The 15,152-nt window shown below is 69.1% G+C and carries 16 protein-coding genes; 9 read left to right on the top strand and 7 right to left on the bottom strand.

The genetic code is table 11. The annotated features are described in order from the left end of the window. The first annotated feature begins 162 nt into the window (after positions 1 to 162). Positions 163 to 2,649 carry an FHA domain-containing protein gene (locus tag ACIBLC_RS34630; RefSeq protein WP_399215345.1) on the top strand — a complete coding sequence of 829 codons (2,487 nt, stop codon included), beginning with the start codon at positions 163 to 165 and terminating at the stop codon, positions 2,647 to 2,649. Positions 2,650 to 2,729: 80 nt separating this feature from the next. Here the strand turns inward: ACIBLC_RS34630 and ACIBLC_RS34635 are convergent, their stop codons facing one another. From ACIBLC_RS34635 to ACIBLC_RS34645, 3 genes are all read right to left on the bottom strand, one after another. After that, positions 2,730 to 3,485, bottom strand: coding sequence for a transglycosylase SLT domain-containing protein (locus ACIBLC_RS34635; protein WP_399215346.1), 756 nt, complete (start codon positions 3,483 to 3,485; stop codon positions 2,730 to 2,732). Between the two features lie 298 nt (positions 3,486 to 3,783). Then, the gene (locus ACIBLC_RS34640; RefSeq protein ID WP_399215347.1) at positions 3,784 to 4,860 is read right to left on the bottom strand and encodes an S-adenosylmethionine:tRNA ribosyltransferase-isomerase; all 1,077 of its coding nucleotides are present in this window, start codon (positions 4,858 to 4,860) and stop codon (positions 3,784 to 3,786) included. Further along, complete coding sequence (locus tag ACIBLC_RS34645) at positions 4,857 to 5,552, bottom strand: SDR family NAD(P)-dependent oxidoreductase (RefSeq protein ID WP_399215348.1); 696 nt, start codon at positions 5,550 to 5,552, stop codon at positions 4,857 to 4,859. Before ACIBLC_RS34645 ends, ACIBLC_RS34640 begins: the two co-directional genes overlap by 4 nt. A gap of 189 nt (positions 5,553 to 5,741) precedes the next feature. Here ACIBLC_RS34645 and ACIBLC_RS34650 point away from each other — a divergent pair, with 189 nt between their 5' ends. The 4 genes from ACIBLC_RS34650 (at position 5,742) to ACIBLC_RS34665 (ending at position 8,384) form a co-directional block, all read left to right on the top strand. Next, positions 5,742 to 6,920, top strand: coding sequence for a GAF domain-containing sensor histidine kinase (locus ACIBLC_RS34650; RefSeq protein ID WP_399215350.1), 1,179 nt, complete (start codon positions 5,742 to 5,744; stop codon positions 6,918 to 6,920). Then, complete coding sequence (locus tag ACIBLC_RS34655) at positions 6,913 to 7,554, top strand: response regulator (protein WP_399215351.1); 642 nt, start codon at positions 6,913 to 6,915, stop codon at positions 7,552 to 7,554. The genes ACIBLC_RS34650 and ACIBLC_RS34655 overlap by 8 nt, the downstream gene beginning before the upstream one ends. Positions 7,555 to 7,699: 145 nt before the next feature. Continuing rightward, a complete protein-coding gene (gene chpE, locus ACIBLC_RS34660) occupies positions 7,700 to 7,948 on the top strand; it encodes a chaplin ChpE (RefSeq protein WP_399215352.1) in 249 nt (82 codons plus the stop codon). A gap of 196 nt (positions 7,949 to 8,144) precedes the next feature. After that, positions 8,145 to 8,384, top strand: a complete 240-nt coding sequence (locus ACIBLC_RS34665) for a chaplin (protein ID WP_387183503.1) — start codon at positions 8,145 to 8,147, stop codon at positions 8,382 to 8,384. 207 nt (positions 8,385 to 8,591) lie between these two features. On the opposite strand, the gene ACIBLC_RS34670 is transcribed toward ACIBLC_RS34665, so the two are convergent. After that, entirely contained in the window at positions 8,592 to 9,380 is a 789-nt protein-coding gene (locus ACIBLC_RS34670) for a hypothetical protein (RefSeq protein ID WP_399215353.1), read from the bottom strand. A gap of 121 nt (positions 9,381 to 9,501) precedes the next feature. On the opposite strand from ACIBLC_RS34670, the gene ACIBLC_RS34675 reads away from it, so the two are divergent. The 3 genes from ACIBLC_RS34675 (at position 9,502) to ACIBLC_RS34685 (ending at position 11,884) form a co-directional block, all read left to right on the top strand. Beyond that, complete coding sequence (locus ACIBLC_RS34675) at positions 9,502 to 10,293, top strand: ABC transporter ATP-binding protein (protein WP_399215354.1); 792 nt, start codon at positions 9,502 to 9,504, stop codon at positions 10,291 to 10,293. Between the two features lie 93 nt (positions 10,294 to 10,386). Continuing rightward, on the top strand, positions 10,387 to 10,821 hold the full coding sequence (locus ACIBLC_RS34680) for an NfeD family protein (protein WP_399215355.1): 435 nt from the start codon (positions 10,387 to 10,389) through the stop codon (positions 10,819 to 10,821). 130 nt (positions 10,822 to 10,951) lie between these two features. Then, complete coding sequence (locus ACIBLC_RS34685; RefSeq protein ID WP_385744507.1) at positions 10,952 to 11,884, top strand: SPFH domain-containing protein; 933 nt, start codon at positions 10,952 to 10,954, stop codon at positions 11,882 to 11,884. Between the two features lie 67 nt (positions 11,885 to 11,951). Here ACIBLC_RS34685 and ACIBLC_RS34690 read toward each other — a convergent pair whose 3' ends face one another. From ACIBLC_RS34690 to ACIBLC_RS34700, 3 genes are all read right to left on the bottom strand, one after another. Continuing rightward, a complete protein-coding gene (locus ACIBLC_RS34690; RefSeq protein ID WP_399215357.1) occupies positions 11,952 to 12,458 on the bottom strand; it encodes an HNH endonuclease in 507 nt (168 codons plus the stop codon). Positions 12,459 to 12,604: 146 nt separating this feature from the next. Further along, on the bottom strand, positions 12,605 to 13,144 hold the full coding sequence (locus tag ACIBLC_RS34695; protein WP_399215358.1) for a YbhB/YbcL family Raf kinase inhibitor-like protein: 540 nt from the start codon (positions 13,142 to 13,144) through the stop codon (positions 12,605 to 12,607). Positions 13,145 to 13,185: 41 nt separating this feature from the next. Continuing rightward, complete coding sequence (locus ACIBLC_RS34700) at positions 13,186 to 13,968, bottom strand: sporulation protein (protein ID WP_399215359.1); 783 nt, start codon at positions 13,966 to 13,968, stop codon at positions 13,186 to 13,188. A gap of 178 nt (positions 13,969 to 14,146) precedes the next feature. Here ACIBLC_RS34700 and ACIBLC_RS34705 point away from each other — a divergent pair, with 178 nt between their 5' ends. After that, a complete protein-coding gene (locus ACIBLC_RS34705) occupies positions 14,147 to 14,788 on the top strand; it encodes a DNA-3-methyladenine glycosylase (RefSeq protein ID WP_399215360.1) in 642 nt (213 codons plus the stop codon). The last annotated feature ends 364 nt before the right edge of the window (positions 14,789 to 15,152 follow it).

Consider the following 15,152-nt stretch of genomic DNA (forward strand, 5'->3'; position numbering starts at 1 on the left):
TTCAACCCCGTCAACGGAAACGGGCAACCCGCCCGTACTCACCCTTCACAAGGCCCGACTTTCGGTCAGGGGCCTCCAACTGAAATAGTTCCCCACGATGTTCGACATCCCTAGACTCCCTGTGATGGGGCAACTTCGGGGGACAACTCAGTGGGGCATGGAGTGCCGGAACTCGTACTTGAATTGAATGGACGGACCTGGACGCTCGACGCGGCCAGGCCATACACCCTCGGACGTGATCCGCAGGGCGACATCGTGCTCGACGACGCCAGGGTGTCCTGGCGGCACGGCACGATCAGTTGGGACGGTCGTAGCTGGGTCATCGAGGACCACGGCAGCACCAACGGCACGTTCGTGCAGGGGCAGCGGATCCATCAGATGGAGATCGGCCCCGGTTCGGCCGTGCACCTCGGCAACGCGACCGACGGCCCGCGTCTGAAACTGTCCGGAGCCGCGGCCTCCGTCGCACAGCCGCAGCAGCAGCCGTTCGCCGCGCAGGGCGCCAACCCCGGCTGGGCTCAGCAGCCGCAGCAGACGCCGGAGGAGAGCTGGCAGCGGCCGCGGCAGGCCGCGAACATCCCGCCGCAGCAGGGATCGGGCGGAGTCGCGGGGGCGCCGCCGGTCTACGGCGACCGCAGCCCGACCACGTTCCACCAGTTCTCGCTCGGGCGCGTCATGCGCATCGGCCGTGCCCTGGAGAACGAACTGGTCGTCTCGGACCTCCAGGTCTCGCGCAACCACGCCGAGTTCCACGCGACGCCCGACGGGCGTCACGAGATCCGTGACCTCGGCTCGCACAACGGCACCTACGTCAACGGTATGCCGATCGCCAAGGGCGGCTCGGCGCCGCTCGGCCCGAACGACATCGTGGGCGTCGGCCACTCGACGTTCCGCCTCGTCGGCGACCGCCTCGAGGAGTTCGTCGACACCGGTGAGATCTCCTTCTCGGCCCGCCACCTGACCGTGACGGTCGACGGCGGCAAGCAGATCCTCAAGGACGTCTCCTTCGGCGTACCCGAGAAGTCGCTCGTCGCGGTCATCGGCCCCTCGGGCTCCGGCAAGTCGACGCTCCTCAAGGCGCTCACGGGCTACCGCCCCGCCAACGAGGGCGACGTCCTCTACGACAACCGAAACCTGTACAAGCAGTTCGCCGAGCTGCGCCAGCGCATCGGACTGGTCCCGCAGGACGACATCCTGCACAAGGAACTGACCGTCAAGAAGGCCCTCAAGTACGCGGCCAAGCTCCGCTTCCCCGCGGACACCACGGGGCAGGAGCGCGACGCCCGGATAGACGAGGTACTGCGCGAGCTGAAGCTGGACATCCACAAGGAGAAGAAGGTCACCTCCCTCTCCGGTGGCCAGCGCAAGCGGGTCTCCGTCGCCCTGGAGCTGCTCACCAAGCCGTCGCTGATCTTCCTGGACGAGCCGACCTCCGGCCTCGACCCGGGCATGGACCGCGACGTCATGCAGCTGCTGCGCGGCCTCGCCGACGACGGCCGTACGGTCCTCGTCGTCACGCACTCGGTGGCCGAGCTCGCCATCTGCGACAAGCTGCTGGTGATGGCGCCGGGCGGCGCGGTGGCGTACTTCGGTCCGCCCGAGGAGGCGCTCAACTTCTTCGGCTACGAGACCTGGGCCGACGTCTTCTCCTCCTTCGAGAACTACCGCGACTACGACTGGGCGAACCGCTGGAAGGGCTCGCAGCACTACCAGATGTACGCGGCGGACATCGACGCCGTCGCCGCGCAGTCGGTGCACATGCCGCCGCCGCAGGCGATGCGCCCACCGAAGCCGCAGGGCTGGTTCTCCCAGCTGGGCACGCTGATCAGACGGTATGTATCGGTGATCGCCTCGGACAAGGGCTTCCTGGCACTGACGGTGATCCTGCCGCTCGTCCTCGGCTCGGTCAGCATCCTCATCGACCAGGGCGACAACCTGTTGCCCCGCCTCAACAAGTCCGGCGTGAACCAGGGCAACGCCACCGCCCAGACGGTCCTGCTGATCCTCGCCGTCGGCGCCTGCTTCGCCGGTGCCGCCAACTCCGTCCGAGAGCTCATCAAGGAACGGGTGATCTACGAGCGGGAGCGTGCGACGGGCCTGTCCCGTTCGGCGTACCTGATGTCCAAGGTGGTCGTGCTCGGCGTGGTCACCATCCTTCAGGGCGGTCTGGTCGGAGCCATCGGCTTCGCCACCCGTGAGGTCCCGAAGGAAGGTCTGTTCCTCGGCAGCATGACGAAGCTGGAACTCACCATCCCGATCATGGCGCTGGGCTTCACCTCGATGATGTTCGGACTGGTCATCTCCTCGCTGGTGAAGACGGCCGAGAAGACCATGCCGCTGCTGGTCATGTTCGCGATCATCCAGGTCGTGTTCACGGGCTGCCTGTTCGCGTTGAACGGCGCACCCGGCGTCAACCAGTTCTCGTACCTGATGCCGTCGCGCTGGGCGGTCGCCGCGTCGGGCGCCACGCTGGACTTCAACCTGCTCAGCCCGAACAAGGACGACCTGAGCAAGACGGACCCGTTGTGGGAGCACAGCCTCGGGACCTGGACCCTCGACATGGCCATGCTGATCGTTCTCGCCGTGGCCTGTGGCTTCATGGTGGCCCGCTTCCTGCGCCGCCACGAGCCCGAGGTCATGCGCAAGTAGGCGCGCGGGCACGACTGAAGGGTGGCACCCCCGCGGGGGTGCCACCCTTCGGCGTACGTGTCAGAGCTCCGCGCCCGGCCTCAGTACGCGCTGTTGACGTTATCGATCGAGCCGTACTTGTCGGCCGCGTAGTTGGCGGCGGCGGTGATGTTGGCGACCGGGTCGTACTGGCTCCAGGCCGTGCCGGCGACGTGGTAGGCGTCGAAGGTCGGCTTGATGACCTGGAGCAGGCCGATCGACGGGATGCCGTTCTGGGCGTTGATGTCCCAGCCGTTGATGGCGTTCGGATTGCCCGTCGACTCCCGCATGATGTTGCGGTACAGACCGTTGTACGAACCCGGTATGCCCTTGTTCGCCATGATGTCGAGGGACTGGCGGATCCAGCCGTCGAGGTTGTTGGCGTACGTCTTCGCGGCGACGGTCTCGACCTGGGTGCGCACGGTGGAGCGGCTCGCGGCCTTCTCCTTGGCGCGGGATTCCGTGGCCTTCTTCTTCGCGGCGGCCTCGGCCGCCGCCTTCTTCTTGGCCGCCGCGTCGGCGGCCTTCTTCTTGGCGGCGTCGGCGACGGCCTTCTTCTTCGCCGCGATGTCCTGGGCCTTCAGGTCGGCGCCGGCCAGCTGGTCGGTGACGCTGGCCTTCACGTCCTTGATCTGCTTGTCGCTGTAGGCGACCTTGGCCGAGGAGACGGAGGCGTCGGTCGTGGTGGTGCCGGAGTTGCCCGGTACCAGCGAGAACGCGAGGGCGGCGGCGCCGAGGGTCGCGACACCGGCGATCGAGAGCTTGTGGGCCTTGGTCAGCTTGGGACTATGACCAGGAGCGGTGGTGTTCTTGGGCATGACTGATGGACCTCTTCGAATAGCGCGGAGGTCGCTCCCGGTCCGGTGGGGACAGTGTGTTTCCGGAACTGGCGCCGCGGGGCGGAACCCGCGGCGCTGAGCGACGGAGGCCATTCTTAGCGGCCGCAAAAACCTGTGGCAAAGGTGTGACGTACGAAGCCGGATAGTGGACCCGGGATGGGCAAATCGGGACAGACTGTCACGCCTTTCCCGCTCACGCAGGTCCCCTTTATCTCCTATGCCCCTTCGTACGTGATGTGCGCCCTATGTGCGGCGTCACATCGGGCGCCTGCCGGTCTCACCTGTAGTTGCGGGAGCAATGCCCAGAGTGAGGGTCCTCCTCCGGGAGGATGAGGTGCACGTCCCCGAACTCGTGCCAGAGGTAGAGCCCGCTCAGCGCCGCGTCGTAGCTGCGGTCCACGGCAGCCCCTCCGGCGATCGCCTCCAGCATCAGCAGATGCGAGGCCTCCGGCTCGTGCAGCCCCGTGAGCAGCCCGTCGACCACCCGTACGCCCCTCTCCGGGGTCACCACGAGGTCCGTCCAGCCCTTCCGTGCCCGGACCACCCCGTCGGCGCCCGCGGCGGACTCGACGGCGCGTACGGCCGTCGTACCGACCGCGACGACCCGGCCGTCGCCCGCCTGCGCCGCGTTGATCAGCCGCGCCGACGCCCCCGGCACCTCGTACCTCTCCGGATACGGCGGCTCGTGCGCCTCCGCCGACGCGACCCCGGTGTGCAGTGCGACCGGCGCGAACTGCACGCCCCGGCTCACCAGCTCCGTCACCAGGCGCGCGGTGAAGGGCCGCGCGGCACTCGGCATCTCCGCACTGCCCGAGCCGTCGGCGGACGGCAGCGCGAACACCGTCTGGTAGACGGACAGCGGCTGGTCCCGCTCCGTATAGGAGTATCGAATGGGGCGCCCGTGCCGCCGCAGCAGCCCGAGGACGTCCGCGTCCGGCACCCGCCCCCACCACAACCGCGCGCCGTGCGCGGACAGCGGCTCCTCCAGTACGAGGCGTACGCCCCCGGGGAGGCGCACCTCCGTCCCGGCGGGCCCGCCCGCACGCGCACGCGTGGTGCCCCTTCCGTCGGGATCCCGCAGCTCGACGGCCCACCGTCCGTCGTCCCCGCGCGTGGAGAAATGCACCACCACGCGCGCGTGTCCGACGCGCCCGTCGACGGCCGAGGCCAGCGTCGGGGAGGTGTTGACGACGAGCAGGTCCCCGGCCCGCAGCTGCCCGGGCAGCTCCGCGAACTCGTGGTGCGAGACCTCGGTCCCCCGGGAGACGAGCAGCCGCACCGCGTCCCGGTCGAGTCCCGGCCCCCGCTGCTCGGCCGGCACCCGCGCCGAGGGCACCCCCGTACTGGTCGTCATCGCGCCTCCAGCAGGGCGGACGCACCGTAACGGCCACTGACCGGACGCTGGTCCAGCAGCCGGAGAAAGGCCGGAACCACGTCGGCCGGCGCCGGCCGCGGATCGTCGTCGTCCGGTACGGCCGCCGCGTACAGGTCCGTTCCCATGTCGCCCGGATCGACCGCCCAGACGCGCAGCCCGGGCTCCTCCTCGGCCAGCACCGCCGACAGATGGTCGAGCGCGGCCTTCGACGCCCCGTACCCGCCCCACGTCTCGTACGCCTCGGCGGCCGCGTCCGAACTGATGTCGATCACCGAGCCCGCCCGCGCGACCCGCAACAGGGGCAGCGCCTCCTGGATCAGGCCCAGCGCGGCCACCACGTTGACCTCGAGGGCCCGCCGCAGCCCGTCCAGCGACAGCCCTTCCAGACGTACGAGCGGTTCGGCGCCCAGCGCGCTCGCGTTGTTCACCAGGAGGTCGACGCCCCCCAGCTTCCCGGCCGCCGCCACCAGCCCGGCCCGGTGCCCGGCGTCCGTGACATCCCCGGGCAGGGCCTCCACCCGCGTCCCGAACGCGGACAGCGCCACCGCCGTCTCCTCCAGCACCCCCGCGGTCCTCGCGTCGAGCACCAGATCCCAGCCGCGCTCGGCCAGCGCCGCGCCGAGCGCCCTTCCCAGTCCTTTCGAAGCCCCCGTGATGATCGCTACCGGCATGACACACACGTCCCCTCGTCCATGACCGCCATCCGTCGGCGGTGCCCCCAACGTAGGAACCGCGCCGCCCCCGCCGCCTCGGACGCGGGCCGCAGGGACCAGGGGCCCTTTGCCCTAGGCCCAACGGACCGGACGACGGCGGCCACAGGTCGGATACGGGTTGTCACACCCCGCCGGTACGTTGGGGTCATGAGCGAAGGCCCCAGGTCCGGTCTGTACGCGGTGAGCTCCGCGTTGCTGGCCATGAGCAGGCACCTCGAGGTGCGCGACGTCCTGAAGACGATCGTCGCCTCGGCCCGCGAGCTGCTCGACGCCCAGTACGCGGCGCTCGGGGTCCCCGACGACCACGGAGGCTTCGCCCAGTTCGTCGTCGACGGCATCAGCGACGCCCAGTGGAAGGCCATCGGCCCGCTCCCGCGCCAGCACGGCATCCTCGCCGCGATGCTCCACGAGGCCCGCCCGGAGCGCCTCGCCGACGTCCGCGAGGACCCCCGCTTCGAGGGATGGCCCGGCGCCCACCCCGACATGTCCGACTTCCTGGGCCTGCCGATCCGCGACGGCGACGAGACCATCGGCGCCCTGTTCCTCGCCAACAAGCTGTGTCCTTCCGGGGAACACCCCCCAGACCCCCGGAGCCCGAAGCCGGACGGAGGCTGCGGCTTCACCGAGGAGGACGAGGAACTCCTGACGATCCTCGCCCAGCACGCGGCGATCGCCCTGACGAACGCCCGCCTCTACGAGCGCAGCCGCGAGCTCACCATCGCCGAGGAGCGCTCCCGGCTCGCCCACGAACTGCACGACGCCGTCAGCCAGAAGCTCTTCTCCCTGCGCCTCACCGCACAGGCCGCCGCGGCCCTCGTCGACCGCGACCCCACGCGCGCCAAGGGCGAACTCCAGCAGGTGGCCTCCCTCGCCGCGGAGGCGGCCGACGAACTGCGCGCCGCCGTCGTCGAACTGCGCCCCACCGCCCTCGACGAGGACGGGCTGGTCGCCACCCTGCGCACCCACATCCAGGTCCTCGACCGCGCCCACACCGCGCGGGTGACCTTCAGCAGCCGGGGGGTACGAGCGCTGCCCGCCGCCCAGGAGGAGGCCATGCTGCGCGTCGCCCAGGAGGCCCTGCACAACGCCCTGCGGCATTCCGGCGCGGCCCGGGTCGACGTCACCCTGGAGCGGCACGGCCAGGGCGCCGTCCTGTGCGTCACCGACAACGGCAGCGGCTTCGAACCGACCGCGGTACGCCGTGCGGGACGCCACCTGGGCCTGGTGTCCATGCGTGACCGGTCGAGCGGGGCCGGCGGCACGCTCACCGTGAAATCGGCGCCCGGCATGGGCACCACGATCGAGATGGAGGTCCCTGGTGGCTGACGCAATCAAGGTGCTGCTCGTCGACGACCACCAGGTCGTCCGCCGGGGCCTGCGCACGTTCCTCGAGATCCAGGACGACATCGAGGTGGTGGGAGAGGCGTCGGACGGCGCCGAAGGGGTGGCCCGTGCCGAGGAGCTGAAGCCCGACGTGGTCCTCATGGACGTCAGGATGCCGGGCATGGACGGCATCGACGCGCTGCGCAAGCTCCGCGAACTGACCAACCCCGCGCGCGTGTTGATCGTCACCAGCTTCACCGAGAAGCGCACGGTCGTGCCGGCCCTCCGCGCGGGCGCCGCCGGGTACGTGTACAAGGACGTCGACCCCGACGCGCTCGCCGGCGCCATCCGCTCCGTGCACGCCGGGCACATCCTGCTCCAGCCCGAGGTGGCGGGAGTGCTGTTGTCCCAGGACGAGGTGAACTCGGGCCAGGGGAGAGGCGGTTCGCTCACCGAGCGGGAGCGCGAGGTACTCGGCCTGATCGCGGACGGCCGCTCCAACCGCGAGATCGCCCGCGCGCTCGTCCTCTCCGAGAAGACCGTCAAGACGCATGTCTCGAACATCCTGATGAAACTCGACCTGTCCGACCGCACCCAGGCCGCGCTGTGGGCCGTACGGCATGGTGCGGCGGGGTGAGCGGCAATTCGGAAGGTCCCACTCCGGGCTGAGATTCATACCGTCGTGTGTATGTCCCCCAGATGGCGCAACCTCTGTGGATCTCAGCCGTTCTCCATTGCGTGCTGCGGCGAACTGCCGCAGTGATCGCGAGGAGGGCTTAGAAGTGAAGAACCTGAAGAAGGCCGCTGCTGTCACGATGGTGGCGGGTGGCCTCGTCGCCGCCGGTGCCGGTTTCGCCTCCGCGACGGACGGTGGCTCGCAAGCGGACGGCAAGGCCGTGGGCTCGCCGGGCGTCATCTCGGGCAACGCCATCCAGGCCCCGATCCACATTCCCGTGAACGCGGTCGGCAACAGCGTGAACGTCATCGGCGTTCTCAACCCGGCCTTCGGCAACCTCGGTCTCAACCGCTGAGGTCCGTACCGGACGGATCATGACCACCGGCCTCCCGGGTGCCCCCGGGAGGCCGGTCGGGTTGTCCGCTCGTCCGCCCAATGGACCGAACGGGCAGTTCACTGAAGTCCCCCGTGCCGTAACGGCTGTTCCAGGCGTTGCTCAGCGTACGACCCGCGGCCGGGTCGGATCCGCAAACGCAGGAGGAACGCTTCTCATGAACATCACCAAGAAGGCCGCTGTGGCCCTCACCGTCGCCGGTATCGCCGCTGGTGCCTCCGCCGGTGCCGCTGTCGCCGACGCGGGTGCCGAGGCCGCGGCCGTGAAGTCCCCGGGCGTCGCCTCGGGCAACGCCGTCCAGCTCCCCATCCACGTTCCCGTGAACGCGGTCGGCAACAGCGTGAACGTCATCGGCCTGCTGAACCCGGCGTTCGGCAACACGGGCGTGAACGACTGACGTCCGCACCACCAGACAAGAGCCCCGCGACCGAAGCCGGTCGACGGGGCTCTCGTCGCTTTCAGACCGCCCGGGGGCGATCTTTCAGCCCGTCCGGCGTTTGAGGACGAGCGCGAAGCGCGACAGGGGAGTCTGGGGGCGCAGCCCCCAGAGACAAGGGACGGGCAGGGGCGGAGGAGGCGAAAACCCCCGCAGGGCCCACCCCCGTCAGCGAACCCCCCGCTCCCGCTCCTCCACGAACGCGTTGTACGCCGCCACCTGCGCCCGCCGCCCCGTCCGCTCCACCGGCCGCAAGGCCTCCGCCCGAGCCGCAATCTCCGACGCGCTCACCGCCCCGCCGTGCCCGTTCTCGTACGCGACGGAGACCAGCAGCCCCACCCGCTGGGCAAGCTCCAACACCCGCACCGCACGCGGCGGATACCCCGGAGCCAGCACCTCCCGCCCCCGCTCGGCCCGAGCCCGGTACGCCTCGACCGCCGCCTCGGCGACCGGCCCCGACCCGGCCACATCGAGCCGCGACAACACCTCCGTGGCGTCCCGCAACGCCTCCGCCAGCTCCCGCTCCGCCTCCCCGAGGGACGGCACGTCGGCCGGCGGCGCCTCCCGCACGGCGAGGCAGTGCCAGACGACCTCGACATGGACATCGCCGTCGGGCCCGGCCTCGTACACCTCGGGAACGAGTCCGAGCGCCACCCCGTGGCAGACGACAGCCTCCTCGGCGTCGAGGGCGCGCGCGTTGAAGTCCGGCGGCCCGCTGAGCCCGAGCGGATGCCCCGGCGCGGGCAGCGCGACCCGCAGCCCGGTCACCCCGAGCGCGCGCAGCCGGCCGAGAGCGAGCGTGAGGCCGACCGGCCCCGCCTCGCCCGGCAGCCCCTCGACCCGGTGCACCGCGTCCTCGCCGACGATGGCGAGGACCGCGTCATCCGGCGAAACAAGTCCGGCCAAAAGGGCGTTTCCCCATGAGGCCAGCCGTCCTGAGCGTGGTTCCGAAAGCATGCCCCCACCCTAAGGACCGGCCGATGGGATGGAGCGGCCGACCGGTGGCGTAGGTTTTCCCTGGGGGCTGCGTCCACAGACGTAAGCGACGGCCGAGACTGCAATGGGAGACAACGCGCTCATGAGCGATGTACTGGAGCTGGAGGACGTATCCGTGGTCCGGGAGGGCCGGGCTCTGGTGGACCAGGTCTCCTGGTCGGTCAAGGAAGGTGAGCGCTGGGTCATCCTCGGCCCCAACGGCGCCGGGAAGACGACCCTCCTGAACCTCGCTTCCAGCTACCTCTTCCCCAGCCAGGGCACCGCCACCATCCTCGGTGAGACCCTCGGCAAGGTCGACGTCTTCGAGCTGCGCCCGCGCATCGGCGTGGCCGGTGTGGCCATGGCCGACAAGCTCCCCAAGCGCCAGACCGTCCTGCAGACCGTGCTCACCGCCGCGTACGGCATGACCGCCGGCTGGCACGAGGACTACGAGGACATCGACGAGCAGCGCGCCCGCGCATTCCTCGACCGCCTCGGCATGAGCGACTACCTGGACCGCAGGTTCGGCACGCTCTCCGAGGGCGAGCGCAAGCGCACCCTCATCGCGCGCGCCCTGATGACCGACCCCGAGCTGCTGCTCCTCGACGAGCCCGCCGCGGGTCTCGACCTCGGTGGCCGCGAGGACCTCGTCCGCCGCCTCGGCCGTCTCGCCCGCGACCCGATCGCCCCCTCCATGATCATGGTCACGCACCACGTCGAGGAGATCGCCCCGGGCTTCACCCACGTCCTGATGATCCGTCAGGGCAAGGTGCTCGCCGCGGGACCCCTGGAACTCGAACTCACCTCGCGCAACCTCTCCCTCTGCTTCGGCCTCCCGCTCGTCGTCGAGCAGGTCGGCGAGCGCTGGACCGCGCAGGGCCTGCCCATGTCCTGACCGCGCAAACGTGCGCAAGTCCCCGCTAAGAAGCGTGTTCCAACCTGATCGGCGCCCTGTCCGCCAGGGGACCCGCGGTCCTACGATGACCACGTGGACGACATCAACGCATGGGTGTGGTGGCTGATCGCCGCCGCCGGGCTCGGTATTCCGCTCGTCGTGACCGCCATGCCGGAGTTCGGGATGCTGGCGGTGGGGGCCGTCGCGGGCTCGGTCACGGCGGCACTCGGGGGCGGTGTCGTACTCCAAGTCGTCGTCTTCGCCGCCGTGTCGGTCGCACTGCTCGCCGTCGTACGCCCCATCGCGACCCGGCACCGCTCACAGCGGCCCCAACTCGCCACGGGCATAGAGGCGTTGAAGGGCAAGCAAGCCGTGGTGCTGGAGCGCGTCGATGCCTCGGGCGGCGGCCGGATCAAGCTCGCCGGAGAGATCTGGTCGGCCCGCTCCCTCGACGGCGGACAGGCCTACGAGGTGGGCCAAGAGGTGGACGTCGTGGATATCGAGGGGGCCACGGCGATCGTCATGTGACCTCGCACGACGCAAGTGAACCGAACGCCCCACAGCACAGACGACTGTCTGTCACACTCGTCCAGCAAGATCTTCAACAACCATAAGATCTTCAGGAATTACCGAGCGGAGAAGGGTACGGGGAGCATCGATGGAACCGATCATCATCGTCCTGATCATTCTGGTGGTGTTGGTCTTCATCGCCCTGATCAAGACCATCCAGGTGATCCCACAGGCCAGTGCGGCCATCGTCGAGCGTTTCGGCCGCTACACGCGGACGCTGAACGCCGGACTGAACATCGTCGTCCCGTTCATCGACTCGATCCGCAACCGCATCGACCTGCGTGAACAGGTCGTGCCGTTCCCGCCGCAGCCGGTGATCACCCAGGACAACCTGGTCGTCAACATCGACACCGTCATCTACTACCAGGTGACCGACGCCCGCGCCGCGACGTACGAGGTCGCCAGCTACATCCAGGCGATCGAGCAGCTCACCGTCACCACCCTGCGCAACATCATTGGTGGCATGGACCTGGAGCGGACCCTCACCTCCCGCGAGGAGATCAACGCGGCGCTGCGCGGTGTCCTCGACGAGGCCACCGGCAAGTGGGGCATCCGCGTCAACCGCGTCGAGCTCAAGGCGATCGAGCCGCCGACCTCCATCCAGGACTCGATGGAGAAGCAGATGCGCGCCGACCGCGACAAGCGCGCCGCGATCCTCACCGCCGAAGGTATCCGGCAGTCCGCGATCCTGACCGCCGAGGGTGAGAAGCAGTCCGCGATCCTGCGCGCCGAAGGTGAGGCCAAGGCGGCCGCCCTGCGCGCCGAGGGCGAGGCCCAGGCCATCCGCACGGTCTTCGAGTCCATCCACGCCGGCGACGCCGACCAGAAGCTCCTCGCCTACCAGTACCTCCAGATGCTCCCGAAGATCGCCGAAGGCGACGCCAACAAGCTCTGGATCGTGCCCAGCGAGATCGGCGACGCGCTCAAGGGACTGAGCGGCGCCATGGGCAACTTCGGCCCGATGGGCGGCAATTCGGGCGGCGGCACCGAGCGCCGCGAGAAGCCGTCCGTCACCGACTGACGAACGCGTGTGTACGTGACTGGGGCCCGCCTTCCGACGAAGGCGGGCCCCAGTCACGTACGACGGACTACGCGGCCGGCTGCACCAGCCACTCGGGCAGCGCGGCGAAGTCGTCCCGGCCAAGGGCCAGCAGCATCGCGTCCGCGGGCGTCGGCTCGAACGGCTGCCTCAGCAGCGGCATACCCGCCTGCTCCGGCGTACGAGCGGCCTTGCGGTGGTTGTCCTCCGAGCAGGAGGCGACCGTGTTCAGCCAGGAGTCCCGACCGCCCTGCGCCCGCGGCACCACGTGGTCCACGGTCGTCGCCCGCCTTCCGCAGTACGCGCACCTGTGCCGGTCGCGGATCAGCACACCGCGCCTGGACCACGGGGCTTGTCTTCGGAACGGCACCCTCACGTAACGGCACAGCCTGATCACCCGGGGCACGGGTATGTCGAGTGCGGCTCCGCGCATACGGAGTTCGGGGTGGGCCTGCTCCACGACAGCCTTGTCCTGGAGCACCAGAACGACGGCACGGTTCAACGTCACCGTCGACAGCGGCTCAAAGCTCGCGTTCAGCACCAGCGTGTCCCGCATCCAGCCCACCTCCTGTGCGCACCGGCCCACCCCGTGGCGAGCTTGGATCAACTCTGGCCGGGCACGCCGAGATGGACAACGCAATAAAAAACTGCCCGCCCCTGATCAATTCCAAGACCAGGGGCGGGCAAACGTTCAGTGAACCCTCAGCTGTCCGCGGGTGCCGCGTACTCAGCGATCAGCTGGGCTCGTGCCAGGGTGTGGAACCGCAGATTGAAGCCCACCACAGCGGGCGACGCATCCGCGTCGGGACCGAGCTTCTCCTCGTCCACGGCGTACACCGTGAAGACGTACCGGTGCGCCGGATCGCCGGGCGGCGGCGCGGCGCCACCGAAGTCCCTCGACCCGTAGTCGTTGCGCACCTGGACGGCTCCCTCGGGCAGCCCTTCGAACTTTCCGGTGCCCGCACCCGTCGGCAGCTCGGTGACCGACACCGGAATGTCGAACACCGTCCAGTGCCAGAACCCGCTGCCGGTGGGCGCGTCCGGGTCGTAGCAGGTCACGGCGAAGCTCTTGGTCTCCGGCGGGAAGCCCTCCCAGCGCAGCTGCGGCGAGGTGTTCCCGGCCGCGTAGACCTGAGCGTCCTTGAGCGTCGCACCCGGCTCGACCTCGTCACTCGTGACCGCGAAAGCAGGCACGGGCGGATGGAAGTCGTGGGGGAGTGGCCGCCGCTTGAGCTCGGTCACCTCGGTACCTCCTGATCAGTGGTGACGGTTCCCGGCCGAGCCTAGAACCAGCTGCGCTTGCTGCCGACCTCCGACAGCCACTGGTTCAGGTACGCGGCCCAGTCCGTGCCCTGGTAGTCGTGCAGCCCGACCTGGAAGGAGCGGAACGAGTCACTGCCCTCACTGAAGAGGCCCGGCTTCTTGTCCATCTCCAGGATGACGTCCATCTCGCGGTCGTCCGCGACGAAGCTCAGTTCGACCTGGTTCAGCCCGCGGTACTGCGACGGCGGGAAGAACTCGATCTCCTGGTAGAAGGGCAGCTTCTGCCGCGTACCCCGAATGTGGCCGCGCTCCAGGTCCGCGTTCTTGAAGCGGAAGCCCAGCTGGATGAACGCGTTCAGGAGCGCCTGCTGCGCCGGCAGCGGATGCACGCTGATCGGGTCCAGGTCGCCCGAGTCGATGGCGCGGGCGATCTGCAGCTCCGTGGTCACGCCGATGTTCATTCCGCGCAGTGCCTGACCGTCGATCATGGTGATCGGCGTCTCCCACGGGATCTCGAGCCCGAACGGCACCGAGTGCACGCCGCCCGCCTGAAGCTCGAAGGCCCCACCGAGCCGCAGCTTGGTGAACTCGACGTCCTGCTTGTACTCCTGGTCCTGGCCCTCGACCTCGACCTTGGCCTGAAGACCGACCGAGAGACCCTCGATCGCCTGGGCGACGGATCCTCCCTGGATCCGCACCTCTCCCTGGACCACGCCGCCCGGAACGGTGTTGACCTCGGTCAGTACCGTCTCGACCGAAGCCCCACCGGCTCCCAGGCTCGCAAGCAGCCGCTTGAACCCCATGTCACTTCCTCCCCAGGCAACGCAACGCCTGTGCTGTCTGTGTCCGCATGTCTGTCCGGATCCCTTGATCCCTACAAACGCGATCCGGCGCCAGCCGGTTCCGCGCCCTCACCCTTCCAAGGGGGACGCCCCCTGACCACCCCGCGACGCGCACCCGTCTGGACTACGCTCGGACGCCATGATCACGGCCCCTGACCGTACGCCTCTCACACGTGAGTTCTTCGACCGCCCTGTACTGGAAGTCGCCCCCGACCTCCTGGGGCGCATCCTCGTACGCGGCACACCGGACGGTCCGATCGAGCTCCGCCTCACGGAGGTCGAGGCCTACGACGGCCCGAACGACCCCGGCTCCCACGCCTATCGAGGACGGACACCCCGCAACGACGTGATGTTCGGTCCGCCCGGACACGTGTACGTCTACTTCACCTACGGCATGTGGCACTGCATGAACCTGGTGTGCGGTCCCGAGGGCGAGCCCTGCGGGGTTCTGCTCCGCGCCGGCGAGGTCACCGAGGGAGCCGAACTCGCCCGCAAACGTCGACTCTCGGCCCGAAATGACAAGGAACTGGCCAAAGGACCCGCCCGCCTGGCCACGGCCCTGGACGTCGACCGCACCCTCGACGGCGTCGATGCCTGTGCCCCCGAGGGCGCCCCGCTAACCCTCCTGACGGGCACCGCGGTCCACGCCGACCAGGTACGCAGCGGTCCCCGCACGGGCGTGGCCGGCGCCGGGGGTGTACACCCATGGCGTTTTTGGATCGCCAACGACCCGACGGTGAGCCCTTATCGGGCCCATACCCCTCGCCGTCCCCGAACTTGACTCGCTCCTGAGGGCTCCGTAATGTAGTCCGAGCCGCTTGAACCGGTTACGGCGTTCAGCCAGCAGCCGAGAGTGGCCAACCCACTACCTACGACTCCCCTCGACGGGGGCGAATTTCGGCGTGCCTGCATGCCTGAATTCGAACTCGCGGAACTCGATTATGAGTTGCGGAGGGGATCGGTTAACGTAGTGAATGTCGAAAGGCCGCGACGCGAAAGCGATCAAAAGCTAAAGGCAAATCCCGCCGACAGGGAATCGGACACGAAAGAGTCTGATAGAGTCGGAAACGCAAGACCGAAGGGAAAATGCCCGGAGGAAAGCCTGAGAGAGTCTCTCGGGTGAGTACAAAGGAAGCGTCCGTTCC

This window comes from Streptomyces sp. NPDC050535, from assembly GCF_044457665.1.
Taxonomy (GTDB): Bacteria; Actinomycetota; Actinomycetes; order Streptomycetales; family Streptomycetaceae; genus Streptomyces.

Excerpts from the sequence above, each read along its gene's own strand:
- ACIBLC_RS34635 (WP_399215346.1), bottom strand. The coding sequence starts at position 3,485 with ATGCCCAAGAACACCACCGCTCCTGGTCATAGTCCCAAGCTGACCAAG.
- ACIBLC_RS34640 (WP_399215347.1), bottom strand. The coding sequence starts at position 4,860 with ATGACGACCAGTACGGGGGTGCCCTCGGCGCGGGTGCCGGCCGAGCAG.
- ACIBLC_RS34645 (WP_399215348.1), bottom strand. The coding sequence starts at position 5,552 with ATGCCGGTAGCGATCATCACGGGGGCTTCGAAAGGACTGGGAAGGGCG.
- ACIBLC_RS34650 (WP_399215350.1), top strand. The coding sequence starts at position 5,742 with ATGAGCGAAGGCCCCAGGTCCGGTCTGTACGCGGTGAGCTCCGCGTTG.
- ACIBLC_RS34665 (WP_387183503.1), top strand. The coding sequence starts at position 8,145 with ATGAACATCACCAAGAAGGCCGCTGTGGCCCTCACCGTCGCCGGTATC.
- ACIBLC_RS34670 (WP_399215353.1), bottom strand. The coding sequence starts at position 9,380 with ATGCTTTCGGAACCACGCTCAGGACGGCTGGCCTCATGGGGAAACGCC.
- ACIBLC_RS34675 (WP_399215354.1), top strand. The coding sequence starts at position 9,502 with ATGAGCGATGTACTGGAGCTGGAGGACGTATCCGTGGTCCGGGAGGGC.
- ACIBLC_RS34685 (WP_385744507.1), top strand. The coding sequence starts at position 10,952 with ATGGAACCGATCATCATCGTCCTGATCATTCTGGTGGTGTTGGTCTTC.
- ACIBLC_RS34690 (WP_399215357.1), bottom strand. The coding sequence starts at position 12,458 with ATGCGGGACACGCTGGTGCTGAACGCGAGCTTTGAGCCGCTGTCGACG.
- ACIBLC_RS34700 (WP_399215359.1), bottom strand. The coding sequence starts at position 13,968 with ATGGGGTTCAAGCGGCTGCTTGCGAGCCTGGGAGCCGGTGGGGCTTCG.
- ACIBLC_RS34705 (WP_399215360.1), top strand. The coding sequence starts at position 14,147 with ATGATCACGGCCCCTGACCGTACGCCTCTCACACGTGAGTTCTTCGAC.